Source organism: Autumnicola aciditolerans (assembly GCF_041679265.1).
Taxonomy (GTDB): Bacteria; Bacteroidota; Bacteroidia; order Flavobacteriales; family Flavobacteriaceae; genus Autumnicola.
This window is the reverse complement of sequence record NZ_JBGFSM010000013.1, coordinates 117,890-135,836: the sequence shown is the minus strand read 5'-3', so window position 1 is coordinate 135,836 and position 17,947 is coordinate 117,890. Positions and strand designations below refer to the sequence as shown.

Sequence of the window (17,947 nt, the reverse complement as noted above, 5' to 3'; positions counted from 1 at the left end):
TTACAGGCAAGATTAAAAAAATATCGGGGTTTGCAAACCCCGATATTTTCTACTTACACAGTTTTTGAGATAGTCCCGTTTATAAAACCAGGAATTGCATTTCTAACCAAAGTTATGCTATTTAACCGAAAATTTAAAGCTCGTATTTGAAGTATATTCCTCTCCAGGTTCCAACACCACTGAAGGAAAGCCTTCCTGATTAGGAGTATCGGGATAATGTTGAGTTTCAAAGCAAAAGCCGGTTCTTTTTTCATAAGTCCCTCCACCTTTGGCAGGTAAGCTGCCATCAAGAAAGTTCCCTGTATAAAATTGCATTCCCGGTTCATCTGTAAATACTTCCAGGTATCTGCCACTCTCTTTATCATATGCTGAAGCAGCAAATCCAATCCCGCTTCCCTGTTCGTTTAAAACCCAGCAATGATCATAACCATTACCTCTTTTAATTTGTTCATTATTTGCAGCTTCAATATTTTCTCCAATGGCATGAGCCTTACGAAAATCAAAGGGTGTACCTTCAACGCTCTTGATTTCTCCTGTAGGAATGAGGCTCTCTGTAACCGGAATAAATTTATCTGCGTTTATTTCAACTAGATGGTCTAAAACAGATTTGCTAAAATCGCCAGACAGGTTAAAGTACGAATGTTGTGTAAGGTTGATAATGGTTTTTTTATCGGTAGTGGCTTCATACTTAACATCCAGCGAATTATCATCATTAAGAGTATAAGTAACAGTAGTTTTAAGATTGCCAGGAAAACCCATTTCCATATTTTTACTTGTATAGGTAAGCTTTAAAGCATTTTTTCCTTCCACAGGAGTTGCATTCCAGACTACTTTGTCAAATCCCTTATCACCACCATGGAGAGCATTTTCCCCATTATTCAGAGGAATGCTGTAATTTTCACCATCAAGGGAAAATTTTCCATTTGCAATCCTGTTTCCGTAGCGGCCAATAATTGCTCCAAAAAAGGGATTTTCTCCGGTATAAGAAGCCAGAGAATCAAAACCTAATACCACATCTTCATAATTATCCTGTAAATCTGGTGCTGTAAGTTTGGTAATACGCCCGCCATAGGTAATCACCTGCACTTCCATACCTTTTGTATTGTTAAGTGTGTAAATCTCTATAGTCTTCCCTTCTGGCGTAGTGCCATAATTTGATTTTTCAATCACAACTTCTTTCTTTTGAGCAGATGCTTCCGCAGGTTTATTTTCAACTTCTTTATGATTCCTGCACTGCAGCAAAACTAATGCAAGACCGGCAACGGCAAACCAGGAGCGGTTAATTTGGAATTTCATGTCTATTTATTTAATTCGTTATGCTATAACAAAAGCAGCGAAAGAATCTTAAGGTATTCCAGTTGAATTTTTATTTAAATTTCTAAAATACTTTCCAGCAATATCGGTAAAATTTTGATATTATCTAATCAAAATTAAAAGCTTAAAAGAAGATACTGTTCAGGATTATACGCAATGTTTGGCTAAATTAGAAGGTAATTCCCCTGAAAATTAAAAATTTGTATTGTAAAATCTTTGGGCAGAAACTCGTAACCCTACAGTAGAAAATTTTTAGCCATTATAATAAACCGAAAAATGCCGGCAGGCTTTGTTCTCCTGAAGAAAAAAACGCCCGGCGTATGCCGGGCGTTGCTTGAACTCCATTTTCAAATTAAGAATTAGCCAAAATTCACAGTTTTAATAAAATGGTTGTTTTTGGTATCAATTTCAATGGTATATTCACCATTAGGAACCTTTTTAAAATCGATAGTCTTTGTAACCACAGTTCCTTTACCTTCTGTAGTGGCTACTAATTCTCCAAGAGCATTGTAAATTTTTACTCTTGCCACTCCTTCAGAAGGATTTGCTAAAGAAAACCTTACTTTTTTATCCTCTATTTTAAATGTAGGTTTAAAAGTAATTTCAGAGGTTTTCTCCTCCACATGTATACCTTCTTCATTTTTGGTGATCACTTTTGTATAAATGTGATACTTGTTTTCAAATTGAAGATAATATACACCCTGTGGAGCATCAGCAAGGTTGAGTGACTTCGTGTAAGATCCGTCTTCCATAAGGCCATCCTTAAAAAGCACTTTCCCCTGTTCATCCTGCAAAGATAATGTTCCTTCTTCATAAGAGTTTCCTACTTCCACAAGAAGTGTTTTCTCTTTTACCTTTACAGCCAGGTCATCTGCTGCTTTAACGTTAAAACTAATACCTAGTAATAGCGTAACGAATAATAATTTAACTACGTACTTCATAATTTTTAGTTTTAATTGTTAATAATGTTAATTCACTAATAATTACTAAAACAAATATACGCCGATATCCCCTATCCAATAAATGCATAATATGCACAAATATGTTTTAAATTATCATTAGATAATCCCAAAAATAATTGTTAGGTTTAAATACTATATATTTTAGTTAATTTTGTGCATAACTTGGCGGGAAAATGGAATTACATTATATTCAATAAAAATTGTTGTTATGGAAAAATTATCTAAACCAGCCTTCGAAAAAGTAGAACCTGCTTTTGGGAGCTCTATTACTTATAAAACTTATAATAAAGACCATCAGAATAACAGTAATACCTTCTGGCATTATCATCCAGAAATTGAACTGGTATATGTAAATGGAGGAACTGGAAAGCGGCAGATTGGCAGCCACCTTTCCTACTATCGTAACGGAGACCTTATTCTTATTGGTCCTCACCTGCCCCATTGCGGGTTTACAGACAGCCTTACTGCCCATGAAGCAGAGACAGTAATCCAGCTAAAAGAGGATTTTATGGGAGAAGGTTTTTTTGACACTCCGGAAATGAAAGGCATTAAAGCACTTATAAACCGTGCTAGAAAAGGCATCGTGTTTCATGGAGAAACAAAAAGAGGAATTGGAAAAAAAATAGAAGCTTTAAAAGAAATGAACTCCTATTACCGGCTGCTTGGCCTTTTAGATGTTTTAAAATTACTTGAAGAAGCCGAAAATTATACCATCTTAAACGCTCACGGATTTCTACTGGAAACTGAACTTCAGGATAATGACCGGATTAATGTGGTTTTTAACTTTGTTAAACAGGAATACCGGCGTTCCATAAGCCTTGAGGAAATAGCAGATATTGTTAGTATGACGGTCCCTGCTTTTTGCAGATACTTTAAAAGGATCACCGGGAAAACCTTTACCCAGTTTGTAAATGAATACAGGCTGGTGCATGCTGCAAAACTCTTACATGAAAAACAAATGAGTATCACAGATGTGTGCTTTGAGTGTGGTTTTAATAACTTCAGCCATTTTAACAAGCAATTCAAAAAATTCACCGGCAAATCCCCTTCTGCTTATCGTACAGAATTAAAATATGCAGTTACCTCATAAGGTAAATTCAATCTGATGTTTTGCTAAGACTAGTACTATTTAAGTTTCAATATAATACCAGTATAAAAAAAGCCCGCTCCATTCTGGAAGCGGGCTTTTAAATTTTAAAATGTGGAAATTTTAGCTCTCATGCATGAAGCGCTGTTTTGCCAGCAGTTCTTCTTCGGTTTCCACATGGTCTTCATCTGGAACACAACAGTCTACAGGGCAAACCGCAGCACATTGCGGCTCTTCGTGAAACCCTTTACATTCAGTACATTTATCTGGTACAATATAATAGATCTCGTCACTTACCGGTTCCTGTGCTTCTTCAGCATTCGCAGCTTTCCCGTTTGGCAGCACCACATCCCCTTCCAAATCTGTTCCGTCTGCATATCTCCAGTCATCTGCTCCCTCATAAATAGCGGTGTTTGGGCATTCCGGTTCACAGGCACCACAGTTTATGCATTCATCAGTTATTACAATTGCCATAGCTCTCTTTATTTGTAATTTATAATATAAACTAAAACTCCACAGCTTTTAGGAAATTCAATAGTTTTTCCCATTTGGAAATTTTAATTTCGCTGCACAAATTTAACGTCAATCAAATTCATAACCAAATAAGGCCATGACATTCCACGAAAGAAAATCATATTTTGCAGAACTTGGAAAATTCATGGGGAAATTCCAGGTTTTCACTGAAGAAATACCAGAATTAAGTTCTGAAAAAGAAGAATTTTTCAAAAGAATGAATCAAAAGATTAATTCCGCCATTCATCATAATGGCTGGTTTACCCGGGAAAATGTGGTTTTTGCACTTCAGCAATGGAGCCAGGCCCTTGCTCCCAGAAATCTTGAGAAATGGCTTTCCCGTTATACCATTAATACCAGGAATCCTAAAACTGTGGCGGTAATAATGGCCGGGAACGTACCCCTGGTGGGATTTCACGATTTTTTAAGCGTGCTGATGTCTGGGAATAAGATTCTAGCAAAGCAATCTGGAAACGATAAACAATTGTTGCCTCTGTTAGCCGAATACCTTGTTTTTCTAAATCCGGAATTTGGAGAATTAATTCAGTTTACAGATGATAAACTTCAAAATTTTGATGCGGTAATTGCCACGGGGAGCAATAATACCTCCCGGTACTTTGAATACTACTTTAAGGATAAACCGGGAATTATAAGGAAAAACAGAAATTCCGTAGCCATCCTTAGCGGAGGGGAACGCATGGAACAGCTTCAGGAACTAAGCGAAGATATCTTTAGGTATTACGGTTTGGGTTGCAGGAACGTATCTAAAATTTATGTCCCTGAAAATTATGATTTCGACCTTTTTTTCCAGGCCATGTACAGGTGGAAAGACCTTATAAATCATGCAAAGTACGCTAATAATTATGATTACAATAAGGCGGTTTATTTGATGAGCGAATTTAAATTGCTTGATAACGGCTTTCTTATCTTAAAGGAAGATGAAAGCTTCGGTTCCCCAATTGCCACTCTTTTTTATGAAAAATATACTTCTGAAGAAGAACTGCAGCAAAAACTTCAGCAGGAAAAGGATAAATTACAGTGTGTGGTAGCAAGCGGTTTCACTGAAAATGAGGTGAAATTTGGAAAAACGCAAGACCCGCAGTTATGGGATTATGCAGATAACGTGGACACCATGGATTTTCTCCTAAACCTCTAGCCTAAATTTGGATTTTATAAATAGTTATTCCTTTTAAAATTTAGCATCTTTGTGAGGCATCAATAAGCATTTCCTTTTATGAAAAAACACAATTTTAGCGCGGGACCATGCATCCTTCCCCAGGAAGTTTTCCAGCAGGCTTCGCAGGCAGTGCTGGATTTTGACAATTCTAGCCTTTCAATATTAGAAATTTCCCATCGTAGCAGCGCGTTTGTAAATGTAATGGAAGAGGCAAGGGAACTGGCCCTGGAACTTTTAAACCTTGAAAATAAAGGCTATAAATCCCTCTTTCTGCATGGAGGGGCCAGTATGCAGTTTTTAATGACAGCATACAATTTCTTAAACAGAAAAGCCGCTTATCTTAATACCGGCACCTGGTCTTCTAAGGCCATAAAAGAAGCCAGACTATTTGGAGAAGTTATAGAAGTTGCCTCTTCCAAAGACACAAACTTCAGTTATATTCCAAAAAATTATTCTATTCCTGAAGATGCCGATTATTTTCATTGCACCAGCAACAATACCATTTTTGGAACTCAAATGAAGTCTTTTCCGCATACAGGAATTCCCCTGGTTTGTGATATGAGCAGTGACATTTTCTCGCGGGATCTGGATTTTTCCAAATTCGACTTGATTTATGCAGGAGCTCAAAAAAACATGGGTCCTGCGGGAGCTACTTTGGTAGTTATTAAAGAAGATATTTTGGAGAAAGTGAGCCGCCAGATTCCTTCCATGATGAGCTATAAGGTGCACATAGAAAAGGACAGCATGTTTAATACCCCACCTGTTTATGCTGTCTATGTTTCCCTGCTCACCCTGCGTTGGCTAAAAGCTGAGGGCGGTATCAAAGCCCTGGAAACAAAAAATAAGGAAAAAGCAGAGCTTATCTATAATGAAATTGACAGGAATCCATTGTTTAAAGGTTTTGCCGAGATAGAAGATAGGTCTCATATGAACGCCACTTTCAATCTTACAGACCAGGCACTAAAGGAAAAATTTGATGAGCTCTGGAAAAATGCCGGCATCAATGGGCTTAGTGGGCATCGTAGCGTTGGAGGTTACAGGGCCTCTATGTATAACGCGCTTCCTTTAGAAAGTGTTAAGGTACTGGTAGACACCATGCAGGAACTGGAAAAAAACGGATAAGAAGCAGAAAAATTAACTGCTAGTAAAACAAAAAAATATGAAGATATTAGCCAGCGACGGTATCTCTCCAAATGGAATTGAAATTCTTGAAAATGCAGGGTTTGAAGTAGTGGTTACTAAGATTGCCCAGGAACAGCTTCAGGATTTTATAAATAACAATGAAATTGTTGCTGTTCTCCTTGCCGGCACTACTGTAATTGGAAAGGAACTTATTGATTCCTGTCCATCCTTAAAACTTATTGGGCGAGGTGGTTCGAGCCTTGGGAATATCCCGGTAAAATATGCCGAAAAGAATGGGATTAAAGTAATTAATACTCCTGAAGCACCTGCAGCCGCTGTGGCAGAGCTTGTATTTGCCCATTTATTCAGCGGGGTCCGATTTTTACACGATTCTAACCGCAATATGCCCTTGGAGGGTGAACTGCGATTTAAAGATTTAAGAAAAACCTATGCTGGCGGTAGGGAATTAAGAGGAAAAACGCTTGGTATTATTGGATTTGGAAAAACAGGCCGCGAAGTTGCAAAAACTGCTCTTGGTTTGGGAATGAAGGTTATTGCAAGTGATAAAAATGTAAGGGAGGAAAAAATAGTGTTGGATTTCTTTAACCACCAAAGCATTAGCATTCCTGTAACAACAGAACCTTTGCACCAGCTCATAAAATTGTCAGACTTTATTAGCTTACATGTTCCTGCACAAAAAGAAACCATAATTGGTGAGATTGAAATAAATGCTATGAAGGATGGTGTGGGAATCATTAACACTTCGCGCGGTGGGGCTGTAGATGAAAAAGCCCTGCTGGAAGGACTGGAAAATGGGAAGATCTCCTTTGCAGGCCTTGATGCCTTCGAAAATGAGCCTGCTCCTCATATTAAAGTTCTTATGCATGAAAAAATTTCCTTAAGTCCCCGAATTGCTGCAGCCACTGTGGAGGCCAGGGAACGAATTTCTACAGAACTGGCAGAAAAAGTTGTTGCGGCCCTCAGGGACAAAAAGATTTAATTTACTCCTGTAGGATTTCTTTAACGCGGTATCTGTATAAAAAGCTTTAAATTGAAGTTTTATCCTGAAAATTAAAAGTCATGGCTTCTATACTCGATATTTTAAATACCAAAACCGGAGACCAGCTTCTTGAGAAAATCACCCAAAAAACCGGCCTTAAAAAAGAAAAGGCAGTGACCGCACTGGGAATGGCCATGCCTATGATCCTTGGGGCGTTGAAGCAAAATTCAGAGGACGAGCAAGGTTCCAAAAAATTAAACGCTGCCCTGGAGTCTGATGAGCACAATGGCCAGCTTCTCAATAATCTTTCAGAACATGATACAGATGAAGTAAGCCGGAAGGGAGATAAAATTCTTGATCATATCCTGGGAGATAAGAAGGACGAAATAGCAGCGGCCCTTTCTGCAAGCCTGGGTATAGATAAAAATGTTGTGGGAACAGTTCTTAGCATGGCAGCACCGGTTATTATGAGCCTGCTGGGTAGCCAGAAAAGGAAAGATAATGTAAAAACCTCCGGACTTTCTTCCCTCATTGGCTCTGTGTTAGGCTCCAGTGCCGCCCATGATACTTCCTTTATTAACAGCCTTCTGGACAAGAACCAGGATGGCAGCGTGGTAGATGATGTTACGGGAATGATATTAGGGGGCGGAAAGAATAAGTCTAAAGGCGGCAGTATCCTTAAAGGATTTACAGGAGGTAAGTAAAATGAACATTTTTTAAAGAAGCACCAAGATCTTAATGAAGAATCTAATATACATTTTCCTCTTAGCAGCATTTATCTATAGTTGTGGCGGTAGCAGAAATTTACGTTCAGACAGAATCGCGAATGCCAAAAATGATACGGTACGTATAGCTAATGATAGCCTGGAATATGAAATTATTATTATTGAACCGGGCTTTAATCTGTTTATAAATTCTATTGCCAAACCCGAAGGTTACTATTCCCAGCAGTATCTGGAAAACAAAAACCAGTTCCTGGTGACAGAGTATAACAGCCGGGTTCGCCAGCCCCAGATATATAATCCCAATTTGTACGTTAATGAAATTAATTACGAGCCACAGATAGATTATGGCTATGAAGTAAATTATCTCCTGTATAATTACTTTGTGTACTTCAGCCGGCAGTACAATCAGCGATTTGGCGTTCCCACGCGCCTGTGACTCTTCTAAAAGCCTTATTTTTTTCCTAACATAATTTATCAAATTCATCAAAAATTATACATGAATCTTATTTCAGTTAAAAGGTAACTTCAGATAAGGAAATCAGGTTTATGAGATTTTCTTCTTTCAATATCCGTTTGATGATTACCGGGTAATTTTTCATCTGAATTACTCCGAAGCTTTATTTCGATACATCGGCATAAAGGTGCTCCCTCAAATAAAACCGGGACTTTCTCTAATAAATTTTTTCCGGATTGTGGCACAGGGAAAATTTAACAGAAGCATAAAAACATAGACCGTGTTAGACCATAACTTATTGTATGTCAGTACATAAAATGTCGTGTTTATACAAGACATCCTCAAATTTATCTTTTAATTTTGATAACTTATCCAACCTGCTGTATATATGAAAAGTCTCTTCCTCTTAGTATTTTCATTAGTTCTTATTACTGTTTGTGAACAATGCGGGAATGAAGAACAGGATTATATTTATCACCAACCTATAGAAATGAACAGGTACAGAAAAATAATAAAACCCATTCCAGTTCAAGACTGGAAAGCTATGGCAGGAGAATGCGAATAGCCCTCAAAAATTTTTCATATTACCAGCTAACTCCATTCCTATCTTTAACAATTCTTAAGGTAATTAAAACTTAAGGATTTGGCTTTTAACCACGGCTTATCTTAAATTATAGCCAAAGTACCAGTTTCCTATTTTTAGCCGCTATATAATTCCTAATTTTAAGTGATAAGAAGCTTTAAATCTGCATGGATTTTCTGCTTTTTGTATATAATATAGGAGCAAACAATCAAAAAACACTTAGAAACTTTCAAATAATGCTGGAGATAACGGAATTATCTGAAAAATCCATTAAAAAAATATTAACAAATCTGGAAGAAGAGTCCGAGACAAATTGTAAACTTCCCGGAAAAGGCCTGCTTCACATTGAAAAGGATTTGCCATATCTCATCATTTACCGCAATAAACCTAAAGACCAGGGGACAAAAAGGATGGTTATAAGCGAGGCTTCTTACCTCATTATTGGTAATAAGGATTTTGAAGCTTATCAAAAGTTCATCTACGCGCTTTCCGAGCATTTTTCAGCTAAGTTCAAATCTTATATGTTGCTTGAAATTTACGCCGGCAATGAGGAGAGTCATAAATTTATATTGAAGGGCCCCGCTAAAAAACTTCCTACCAGTCTGGAAGTTCTTCAGGAAAAATTAAACGGGATCAATAAGATCTACTCCGGTCTTTATCTTGAAGCGGAAATAAAAGATACCAAACAGCGGCAAAAAGAAGGAGATAAAGCCCTGCTCACCGTAGAAGATGCCAAAAGCAGCGGGGCGGTACTGCTGGGAATGGAAATCCCTCCTGTTTACCGTAATCAAGATGGCCGTCTTTACCCTGTGTTCTTCAGAAATTTTAAAGATTATGTGATAAAAGCATTACATATTGCACTTTTTGATTTTTTAAGAGTGCAAACCTCCAGCGGGGTGCCAAGTTATAATGCTTTGGGCAGGCAGGTGATAAAAGATAAGGTGTTTGAGATAGACCGCAAGTTATCTGCTATAGAGAAATCTTACCAGTTTCTCTGGCTGGTTTCCCCTGCAAATATCCAGGAAATAAAAGAAACTTTTTTTGAAAGCAATTTTGAGAAAGTACTGGATTATCATTACCGGCTACTCCCGGTAGACCCCGATGTACTGAAAAGAAAACTTTACAATCTTAGGATTGAAGATATTGACGATCCTGCCATGTCTTATATCTTCAGGGAAAAAAGAGAAGAACTGGACCAGCAAATTACCATGCTTGGGGAAAGAGGAACCAGAAACTTCTTTTATAACAGCATGAGGCTCCATAAAGGGGTGGAACATGAATTATGTGAAGAAGCCGAAGCTATCCTGCAGGAAGTGCCAGAGGAGGAACCCACAAAAGCTATGGATTTAATTGATTCCAGGGAGTTTAGCAGTATGGCCAGGCGAGAATTTGACTTTTTCAGGGAACAGGATGAAAATTTTAAATGTAAGGTTCATATTCGTAAAGATGTGAATGTAATGATGGTTTCGCATGGGGAACTTTATATTCCGCACGATTATAAGATGAATAAGAAAGAAGCCGGAGCTCTTATACAGCATGAGGTGGGTACCCATGTGCTTACCTATTATAACGGTAGCCGGCAACCTTTGCAACAGTTAAGCATTGGCCTGGCAGATTATGATCCTTTGCAGGAAGGCCTGGCCGTAATGGCAGAGTATCTTGTAGATGGCTTAACACCTAACCGGCTACGTACCCTTGCCGGAAGGGTTATTGCAGGTAATGCTGTGATGAATGGTGGAGATTTTAAAGAAGTGTTTCGATTACTGATAAAAAACTACGGGTTTTCTCCTGAAAGATCTTTTAATATCACCTCACGAATTATGCAGGGAGGCGGATTTTTAAAAGATATCATTTATTTAAAAGGCCTTGTGGAATTAAGGGAATACCTGCAGCAAGGCGGAGAATATGAACCCTTACTGGCCGGTAAGTTTAGCCTTAAGCATACCGGGGTAATCAAAGAATTAACTGAAAGACAGGTTTTAAAACCTGCGGCTTTAAAACCAAGTTATCTGCTCACCAAGGAAATAAATAAAAAATTAAATTTAATCAGAGAGGGGCTTCCCCTTTCAAAAATGATAAGCAAATGAAAATATGTTTTGTATTAAACGATGTCGCTACAGAAAAAAACGGCACCTCAACAGCATTAATGGCTGAAGCGCATGCACGGGGTCATCAAGTGTCCGCGATGGGAGTGGGGGATTTTAATTTTCACCATGATGCTCCAATTAGTATTAACAGCACGCAGGTACCCAAGGATACCAAAACAAAATCTCCGGCAAAATTCCTGGAAGCCCTGCAGGGCCCAAAAGCAAAGAAAAAGAAAATATCCTCTAAAGATATTGACGTGTTGTTTATCCGGAATAACCCTACTGAAGAAGATTCAAGGCAGTGGGCAGAACAGGCAGGAGTGGCTTTTGGGCGCATGATCCAACAGGAAGGAGTTTTGGTTCTTAATGATGCCTATGCCCTTTCCCACGCGTTTATAGATAAATTGTATTTTGAAGAATTGCCGCAATCTATAAAGCCAGATTCTATAATTACCAGAAGCAAGGAAGATCTTCTTGAGTTTTGGGAAAAACAAAACAAGAAAATGGTGCTGAAACCTCTGGAAGGTTCTGGTGGGAAAGATGTTTTTCTTATAGATGAAAACGAAAAAAACGTAAATCAGATCATTGAGACCATCAGCTCTCAGGGCTATGTTATTGCCCAGGAATTTCTTCCGGCGGTAAAAGACGGAGATGTGAGGGTTTTGCTTATGAACGGCCGGGTGATGGAACAGGATGGGAAAAAAGCAATTATAAGAAGAGTTGCCGGAGAAGGCGAATTCCGCAGTAATTTTTCACAGGGCGCCTCGGCAGACAGCAGTGATTTAACTGACGATATGAAGCGGATTATTGAACTTACCGCTCCAAAATTAATAAGAGACGGATTGTTTTTTGTTGGGCTGGACATTGTTAAAGACAAGCTTATTGAAATAAATGTACTAAGCCCCGGTGGCATGGAGCGCTTTAAGGATATAGGCCTGCCAAAATTTACCGATGTGGTAATTGAAGCCATTGAAAGAAAAGTGGCCTATAAGGCAGCTTACAAAGGTACATTGGCGAACCGCACCCTGGCTACGATGGATTAATTGAAGAATAAAAACAAGAATTTTATGAACGAGGAATTAAATGAAGAGATCCCGCGAATAATTGGAAAATATACTTCGGGTAAAAAAGGCCCCCTGCTTTTTGTAACCGGCGGGATTCATGGTAATGAACCCAGCGGAGTAAAAGCCCTGGAAAAGGTTTTTAAGGAACTGGAAAAAACAAGGCCGGAAATTGAAGGTACTATTATCGGGGTGTCCGGTAACCATATGGCCCTAAATCAAAATAAAAGATATATTGAAGAAGACCTTAACAGAACATGGACAGAGGAGAACGTAAAGAGTGGTAAAAAAGATACCCAGGAAAAAAAGGAAATGTTTGAAATAATAAACCTGCTGGAAAAATATCCTGAAAAGGATTTTACCAAAAGGTATTTCCTAGATTGCCACACCACCTCCTCTCCCAGCCTACCGTATGTTTCCGTACAGGAGGTAAACGATAATGATGAATGGGCGCATAGGTTTCCAACTTACATCATTAGGGGATTTAGCGATATTATCACAGGTGATATAGACCATTACCTAAGCCGCATTGGGATGACGGGCTTTGTATTTGAAGCAGGGCAGCATACAGACGTTAGATCTGTAGAAAATCATGAAGGAGTGATCTGGCTGGCTTTAAAAGAAGCCTGTAACCTGGACCTTGAAAAAATTTCCACCTATCCGGACTGTGTGAATAAATTTGCTGAAAAGAACGCCCCGGAACAAAAAACTTTTGAAATTCTTTACCGGCACGGCTTAGATGATGATGATATTTTTGAAATGCAGCCGGGTTATGAAAATTTCCAAAGAATTAAAAAAGGGGAATTACTAGCTAAACAAAATGGCAATGAAGTAAAAAGTGAATGGGACGCTTTTATATTTATGCCGCTGTACCAGTCACAGGGAAATGACGGATTTTTTGTAGTACAGGAAGTTTAAAACCGCAAGGGTGACAGGAGTGGTGGTTATTTTCTTACCACTCCTAAAACTTCTCCCGTTTGGCAGTTTATGCGCAAAAGTTCATTCCCTTTTAAGCCGTATTTCCCATTGGGCGCTTTATAGTATCCTTTTCCGCTCATAGATTCCACAATAGTAATTTCTGTCCCGTCCTCAGGATCAACCAAAGGGCTTTTACATGCCCCATCTTCCAGTTGAATTCCTGCTACTGGTAAAAACCGCTCAGGGATTGAAGCCACCTGTCTAATTTCTTTAGTTTCAAAACCTCTGCTTGTGGAACAACCCGGGAGCAAAAGACTACAAAGAAATATCGCAGCAAGTACACCTCTTCTCATATTCTTAAGGTTTAAAATAACCTGTTGAATTTACAGAAAAAATATATTCGTACCCTTGGGCAGAAGAAAACTTAATCTTCTACAAATTCTATACATACCGGGGTTTTTGCCTCAAAATTAGTAAGTTCCTGCCGTAGTTCACCAGTGTCCTTATCAATTTTGAATATAGAAATTCCTCCACTATCCTGGTTTGCAGCATATAGAAAATTACCTTCAGGCGCTATGGCAAAATTTCTAGGGGTTTTTCCGTGGGTTGGATACACCCCTATCTTAGAAAGTTTACCCTCTTCGCCAACTTTAAAAGCGCAAATGCTATTATCTCCCCTGTTGGAGCCATAGAGAAAATTGCCGTTAGGGTGCAGGTGAATATCTGCTGCAGAATTATCTCCTTTAAATTCTTCAGGTAAAGTGGAGATATTCTGAATAACCTCTAGACCTCCCGTATCATTCCTCCTAAAAGCGGTAATTGTACTGTTGAGTTCATTAATGGAATACGCATAATCCTGATCTTCAGAAAAAGTAAAATGCCTTGGCCCCGCTCCTTTTTCAAGTTCAACAAAAGCCTGTTCATTAGGATTAATTTCCCCTGTATTGGCATCAAAGTCAAAAATCCAGATCTTATCGTTTCCAAGATCTGCGATATAAATATGCTCATTTTCTTCATCTACAGTTACAGAATGTGCGTGGGACTCCTCGGGGTTCTCTAACTGAATCTGCTTATGCTCCTTAAGGCTGCCATCTTTTTCCCGGCTGTACATCATTACCACTCCTCCCATGTAATTGGCTACAAAAACATAGTTCCCACTCTGGTCTATAGCAATCTGGCAGGGAGCGCCACTTTTTGTGGAAAGCTTATTTAATTCTTTTAATTGGTAATGCTCATTAATACTATAAGCAAATATTTGGCCCACTTCTCCTTCCCGGCTTCCTGTCTCGCTTACTGCATAGAGGTTTTTACCGTCTTGTGAAACCTTCACAAAAGAGGGATTGGTAATTCTGGCTACTAACTCCCCGTACCTAAGGCTGCCGCTTTTGGGTTCCTGGTAAAGGCTATAAATCCCTTCTGCTTTACCTTCTACATGGCCTTCCATACGGGTGTAGGTACCAATAAACACAGTTTTCATATCGTCCAGCATTTCTGTTGTTGTTTCTTCTTCAGCTTTATTTTTACAGGAAATTAAAACCAGGCTGATTAACAATGACCCTGTCAGGATTTTTTTCATACGTTAAATTTTTTAAAGTGATTACAACCACCTTTTTCTTTTAAAGTAGTAAAGCATTCCAAGAAAGACAAATATCATGACTCCCCAAACTGCGAAGTAGCCATACTTCCACTGCAACTCGGGCATATATTCAAAATTCATCCCATAGATCCCGGCAATAAAAGTAAGCGGAATAAATATGGAGGCCATTATGGTAAGCACCTTCATGACTTCATTCATTTTATTGCTGATGGTGGTCATGTACATATCCATTAAGCTCCATACCATCTCCCTGTAAATATCAATATTTTCTGAAATCTGGATAATATGGTCGTAAAGGTCACGAATATAATTTATGGTCTTATCTTCAATAAGGCTATTGTCCATCTTCTCTAACCTTCCCACTACTTCCCTTAGCGGAAATACAGCTCTTCTAATACGCAAAATGGTCCTTTTTAATTCCTGTATTTCCTGCACCAGGTTTTCTGCAGAATTATTTACAAAAAGCTGGTCTTCAAAGTTTTCAATCTTATCGCTTATATCATCTATTACCGCGAAGTAATTATCTATAACCGCATCGAGCAGCGCGAACATCAGATAATCTGCACCGCTATTCCTTATACGGCCTTTATCTTTAGCTATCCTGTCCCTAACGCCGTCAAATACATCCCCGTCTGCTTCCTGGAAGGTGAGTACATAATCCTTTCCCACCACCATGCTAATATGTTCATTGCGCAAATTGCCATCGCCATTGTAATAGAGCATTTTAGCAACAATAAAAATATATTCGGGATATTCATCAATTTTTGGACGTTGCCCGGTATTCACAATATCTTCCAGAATAAGCGGGTGCAAATCATAATAGGCGCCCATCTTTTCAATTTCGGCGGTATTATTAAGTCCGTTCACATTAAACCAGGTAACATTAAGCGGTTCTTCAAATTTATACGCATCTTCGGGAGACTTGGAGGCAAACCAGTTGTATTCCTGCTTGTTATAATCTATTACTTCAAGATGAACATCAGAAATTTCTTTGTGTCCAACATAAGTAACTGTTCCCGGAATCTGATTTAAGGTCTTGGTATTCCTGGGGCGCTTCAGCGAATACTTCTTCCTGAATTTTGCCATGCTGCTTAGAAAATTTTTATAAAAGTAAGAATTATTTACAGCCATTGTGCCCGCCGGGTATTAGAATTCAGAATTACCTTAACAAGAGTGGATAATTTTAGCGTGGAAGCTAAAAGATTTGAAAGGCAAATTTTACCTTTGCTGCCATGGAAGAAACCCGGCTCTTAGAAACGTTAAAGGAATATTTTGGTTACGATAGTTTTCGGCCGCTTCAGAAGAAGATCATAGACGCTGTTTTTGAAGGTAAAGACAACCTGGTAATTATGCCTACGGGTGGTGGTAAATCCATTTGCTATCAACTTCCCGCGATTCTTCTTCCGCAGATCACTTTGGTAATCTCACCACTTATTGCTTTAATGAAAGACCAGGTGGACGGGCTAACCGCAAATGGTGTCCCGGCAGCTTACCTTAACAGCAGTCAGCAGGAGGCAGAGCAACAGGCTATTTTTCAAAAGATAGATAAAAATGAGCTTAAACTTCTTTATGTAGCCCCGGAAAGCCTTCAGTTTGTAGATAATATTATTAGTAATGGCAAGGTAAGTTTAATTGCCATAGATGAAGCCCACTGTATTTCCAGCTGGGGGCACGATTTCAGGCCGGCATATACCCAGCTTGGCTACTTAAAGAACCGCTTCCCTTCTACTCCCGTTATTGCGCTCACCGCCACTGCAGATAAAGCGACCCGAAAAGATATTTGCAAACAATTAAACATTCCTCATGCTAAAAAACATGTTGCCTCTTTTGACAGGGCAAACTTAAGCCTGGAGGTGCGCCCCGGGATAAAGCGCTTTGAGCAGATTGCTTCATTTGTGGAAAAGCGCAGGAAAGAAAGTGGAATTATTTATTGCCTTAGCCGAAAAACTACTGAAGAAATAGCGGCAAAACTTAAAGCCAAAGGTTTTAAGGCTGAAGCTTACCATGCCGGTTTAAACCACGAGCAGCGAACTAGCATCCAGGAGGATTTTATCAATGATGAAAAGCAGATTATTTGCGCCACAATTGCCTTTGGAATGGGAATCGATAAATCCAACATCAGGTGGGTTATCCATTACAATATGCCTAAAAACATGGAAGGTTATTACCAGGAAATAGGCCGCGCAGGACGAGACGGATTGCCTTCAGACACCCTACTCTTTCATAGTTATGCTGATGTGGTACAGCTGCAAAAATTTGCTTCCAATGCCGCAAATGAAGAGGTACAGCTGGCCAAGCTGGAACGCATGAAACAGTATTCTGAAGCTTTAACCTGCCGCAGGAAAATTCTGCTAAATTATTTTGGAGAGCTAAAACAGGAAAATTGCGGGAACTGTGATATTTGTAAAAATCCGCCACAGTTTTTTGATGGCACTATAATAGCCCAAAAAGCACTTTCCTGTATTTACAGGCTTAAAGAAAGGGAACCTGTTACCGTGGTCATAGATGTTTTACGAGGTTCCCAGAATGAAGCCGTACTGTCTAAAAATTACCAGCAACTACCCACTTATGGAGTGGGAAGCGACCTCTCCTGGCATCACTGGCAACAGTATCTTATTCAGCTGATTAATATGGGATATGCTGAAATTGCTTTTCATAGAAAGAACCATTTGCAACTTACCAAAGCAGCTAAAAATGTTCTTTTTGAAGGCGAAAAAGTAAACCTGGCTGAAGTTCCCGATAGAAAAGCAATGCAGATTGACAGGCAGAAAACCGCCTCTAAAACAGAAAATTCCTTATTCGAAAAGTTGAGACAGCTAAGGCTGGAGATCGCAAGGGAAGAAGAAATTCCCGCCTACCTTATTTTTAACGATGCCACGCTTAAGGAAATGGAAAAGGAACGGCCAATGAGCGATGAGGAGTTTTTGCAGATTAACGGGGTGGGAAAACGAAAAATGCAGGATTATGGCTATCGTTTTATTAAAGAGATTATAGCATTCAGTAAAGAAAAAAGGGAACGAAAATCGGCAAAAAAAGGAAAGACCTTTGAGGTCACGGGAGAAATGTATGCTGAAGGTTTGAATATAGAAGAAATATCCCAAAAACGAAAACTGGCTTCTACCACCATTTACTCTCATCTCATAAAACTTTATGATGATGGAAAGGAAATTAATTTGCGGGCATTGATCTCTGCAGCAGATTTGGAATCGGTAAAAAAGGCTAAGGCAGAACTTGACAATCCGCCGTCCCTTAAGACCTACTTTGAGTATTTTGAAGAAGCGATAAGTTATGAGGATATAAAAGTTTCTCTGAAGATTTTAGAGAAAGAGGAATAGAGATTTCCATAA

The 17,947-nt window shown here is 39.0% G+C and carries 16 protein-coding genes; 10 read left to right on the top strand and 6 right to left on the bottom strand.

Going from position 1 to position 17,947, the window contains the following annotated elements; all coding sequences use genetic code 11:
* Positions 1-117: 117 nt before the first annotated feature.
* Complete coding sequence (locus tag AB8M93_RS14400; RefSeq protein WP_373058898.1) at positions 118-1,296, bottom strand: aldose epimerase family protein; 1,179 nt, start codon at positions 1,294-1,296, stop codon at positions 118-120.
* Positions 1,297-1,673: 377 nt separating this feature from the next.
* Positions 1,674-2,255 carry a T9SS type A sorting domain-containing protein gene (locus AB8M93_RS14395; protein WP_373058896.1) on the bottom strand — a complete coding sequence of 194 codons (582 nt, stop codon included), beginning with the start codon at positions 2,253-2,255 and terminating at the stop codon, positions 1,674-1,676.
* Positions 2,256-2,484: 229 nt separating this feature from the next.
* On the opposite strand from AB8M93_RS14395, the gene AB8M93_RS14390 reads away from it, so the two are divergent.
* Positions 2,485-3,366: an AraC family transcriptional regulator gene (locus AB8M93_RS14390; protein ID WP_373058894.1), complete on the top strand. Its 882-nt coding sequence runs from the start codon at positions 2,485-2,487 to the stop codon at positions 3,364-3,366.
* A gap of 120 nt (positions 3,367-3,486) precedes the next feature.
* On the opposite strand, the gene AB8M93_RS14385 is transcribed toward AB8M93_RS14390, so the two are convergent.
* Positions 3,487-3,837 carry a 4Fe-4S dicluster domain-containing protein gene (locus AB8M93_RS14385; RefSeq protein WP_373058892.1) on the bottom strand — a complete coding sequence of 117 codons (351 nt, stop codon included), beginning with the start codon at positions 3,835-3,837 and terminating at the stop codon, positions 3,487-3,489.
* Between the two features lie 136 nt (positions 3,838-3,973).
* Between AB8M93_RS14385 and AB8M93_RS14380 the strand changes: the two genes are divergently transcribed.
* The 8 genes from AB8M93_RS14380 (at position 3,974) to AB8M93_RS14345 (ending at position 13,003) form a co-directional block, all read left to right on the top strand.
* A complete protein-coding gene (locus tag AB8M93_RS14380) occupies positions 3,974-5,032 on the top strand; it encodes an acyl-CoA reductase (protein WP_373058890.1) in 1,059 nt (352 codons plus the stop codon).
* A gap of 78 nt (positions 5,033-5,110) precedes the next feature.
* Entirely contained in the window at positions 5,111-6,175 is a 1,065-nt protein-coding gene (gene serC, locus AB8M93_RS14375; RefSeq protein ID WP_373058888.1) for a 3-phosphoserine/phosphohydroxythreonine transaminase, read from the top strand.
* Between the two features lie 37 nt (positions 6,176-6,212).
* Positions 6,213-7,175 carry an NAD(P)-dependent oxidoreductase gene (locus AB8M93_RS14370; protein WP_373058886.1) on the top strand — a complete coding sequence of 321 codons (963 nt, stop codon included), beginning with the start codon at positions 6,213-6,215 and terminating at the stop codon, positions 7,173-7,175.
* 80 nt (positions 7,176-7,255) lie between these two features.
* Positions 7,256-7,879: a DUF937 domain-containing protein gene (locus AB8M93_RS14365; protein WP_373058884.1), complete on the top strand. Its 624-nt coding sequence runs from the start codon at positions 7,256-7,258 to the stop codon at positions 7,877-7,879.
* A gap of 34 nt (positions 7,880-7,913) precedes the next feature.
* Complete coding sequence (locus AB8M93_RS14360) at positions 7,914-8,336, top strand: DUF6146 family protein (protein ID WP_373058882.1); 423 nt, start codon at positions 7,914-7,916, stop codon at positions 8,334-8,336.
* A gap of 837 nt (positions 8,337-9,173) precedes the next feature.
* A complete protein-coding gene (locus tag AB8M93_RS14355; RefSeq protein WP_373058880.1) occupies positions 9,174-11,024 on the top strand; it encodes a peptidase MATCAP family protein in 1,851 nt (616 codons plus the stop codon).
* A complete protein-coding gene (locus AB8M93_RS14350; RefSeq protein ID WP_373058872.1) occupies positions 11,021-12,067 on the top strand; it encodes a glutathione synthetase in 1,047 nt (348 codons plus the stop codon). The genes AB8M93_RS14355 and AB8M93_RS14350 overlap by 4 nt, the downstream gene beginning before the upstream one ends.
* Positions 12,068-12,091: 24 nt before the next feature.
* Positions 12,092-13,003 (top strand): succinylglutamate desuccinylase/aspartoacylase domain-containing protein, encoded by a 912-nt coding sequence (locus tag AB8M93_RS14345; protein ID WP_373058870.1) that lies wholly within the window; start codon positions 12,092-12,094, stop codon positions 13,001-13,003.
* 26 nt (positions 13,004-13,029) lie between these two features.
* Here the strand turns inward: AB8M93_RS14345 and AB8M93_RS14340 are convergent, their stop codons facing one another.
* From AB8M93_RS14340 to corA, 3 genes are all read right to left on the bottom strand, one after another.
* Positions 13,030-13,356: a hypothetical protein gene (locus tag AB8M93_RS14340; RefSeq protein WP_373058868.1), complete on the bottom strand. Its 327-nt coding sequence runs from the start codon at positions 13,354-13,356 to the stop codon at positions 13,030-13,032.
* Positions 13,357-13,427: 71 nt separating this feature from the next.
* Positions 13,428-14,579: a lactonase family protein gene (locus tag AB8M93_RS14335; RefSeq protein WP_373058866.1), complete on the bottom strand. Its 1,152-nt coding sequence runs from the start codon at positions 14,577-14,579 to the stop codon at positions 13,428-13,430.
* 21 nt (positions 14,580-14,600) lie between these two features.
* A complete protein-coding gene (corA, locus tag AB8M93_RS14330; protein WP_373058864.1) occupies positions 14,601-15,686 on the bottom strand; it encodes a magnesium/cobalt transporter CorA in 1,086 nt (361 codons plus the stop codon).
* Positions 15,687-15,832: 146 nt separating this feature from the next.
* Here corA and recQ point away from each other — a divergent pair, with 146 nt between their 5' ends.
* A complete protein-coding gene (recQ, locus tag AB8M93_RS14325) occupies positions 15,833-17,935 on the top strand; it encodes a DNA helicase RecQ (protein ID WP_373058862.1) in 2,103 nt (700 codons plus the stop codon).
* Positions 17,936-17,947 lie beyond the last annotated feature (12 nt).

What these genes read in the sequence shown, in the direction of transcription:
- AB8M93_RS14335 (WP_373058866.1), bottom strand. Translation starts at nt 14,579, where the DNA reads ATGAAAAAAATCCTGACAGGGTCATTGTTAATCAGCCTGGTTTTAATT.
- AB8M93_RS14360 (WP_373058882.1), top strand. Translation starts at nt 7,914, where the DNA reads ATGAAGAATCTAATATACATTTTCCTCTTAGCAGCATTTATCTATAGT.
- corA (WP_373058864.1), bottom strand. Translation starts at nt 15,686, where the DNA reads ATGGCAAAATTCAGGAAGAAGTATTCGCTGAAGCGCCCCAGGAATACC.
- AB8M93_RS14400 (WP_373058898.1), bottom strand. Translation starts at nt 1,296, where the DNA reads ATGAAATTCCAAATTAACCGCTCCTGGTTTGCCGTTGCCGGTCTTGCA.
- AB8M93_RS14365 (WP_373058884.1), top strand. Translation starts at nt 7,256, where the DNA reads ATGGCTTCTATACTCGATATTTTAAATACCAAAACCGGAGACCAGCTT.
- AB8M93_RS14395 (WP_373058896.1), bottom strand. Translation starts at nt 2,255, where the DNA reads ATGAAGTACGTAGTTAAATTATTATTCGTTACGCTATTACTAGGTATT.
- AB8M93_RS14390 (WP_373058894.1), top strand. Translation starts at nt 2,485, where the DNA reads ATGGAAAAATTATCTAAACCAGCCTTCGAAAAAGTAGAACCTGCTTTT.
- AB8M93_RS14385 (WP_373058892.1), bottom strand. Translation starts at nt 3,837, where the DNA reads ATGGCAATTGTAATAACTGATGAATGCATAAACTGTGGTGCCTGTGAA.
- AB8M93_RS14340 (WP_373058868.1), bottom strand. Translation starts at nt 13,356, where the DNA reads ATGAGAAGAGGTGTACTTGCTGCGATATTTCTTTGTAGTCTTTTGCTC.
- serC (WP_373058888.1), top strand. Translation starts at nt 5,111, where the DNA reads ATGAAAAAACACAATTTTAGCGCGGGACCATGCATCCTTCCCCAGGAA.
- AB8M93_RS14355 (WP_373058880.1), top strand. Translation starts at nt 9,174, where the DNA reads ATGCTGGAGATAACGGAATTATCTGAAAAATCCATTAAAAAAATATTA.
- AB8M93_RS14370 (WP_373058886.1), top strand. Translation starts at nt 6,213, where the DNA reads ATGAAGATATTAGCCAGCGACGGTATCTCTCCAAATGGAATTGAAATT.
- AB8M93_RS14350 (WP_373058872.1), top strand. Translation starts at nt 11,021, where the DNA reads ATGAAAATATGTTTTGTATTAAACGATGTCGCTACAGAAAAAAACGGC.
- AB8M93_RS14380 (WP_373058890.1), top strand. Translation starts at nt 3,974, where the DNA reads ATGACATTCCACGAAAGAAAATCATATTTTGCAGAACTTGGAAAATTC.
- AB8M93_RS14345 (WP_373058870.1), top strand. Translation starts at nt 12,092, where the DNA reads ATGAACGAGGAATTAAATGAAGAGATCCCGCGAATAATTGGAAAATAT.
- recQ (WP_373058862.1), top strand. Translation starts at nt 15,833, where the DNA reads ATGGAAGAAACCCGGCTCTTAGAAACGTTAAAGGAATATTTTGGTTAC.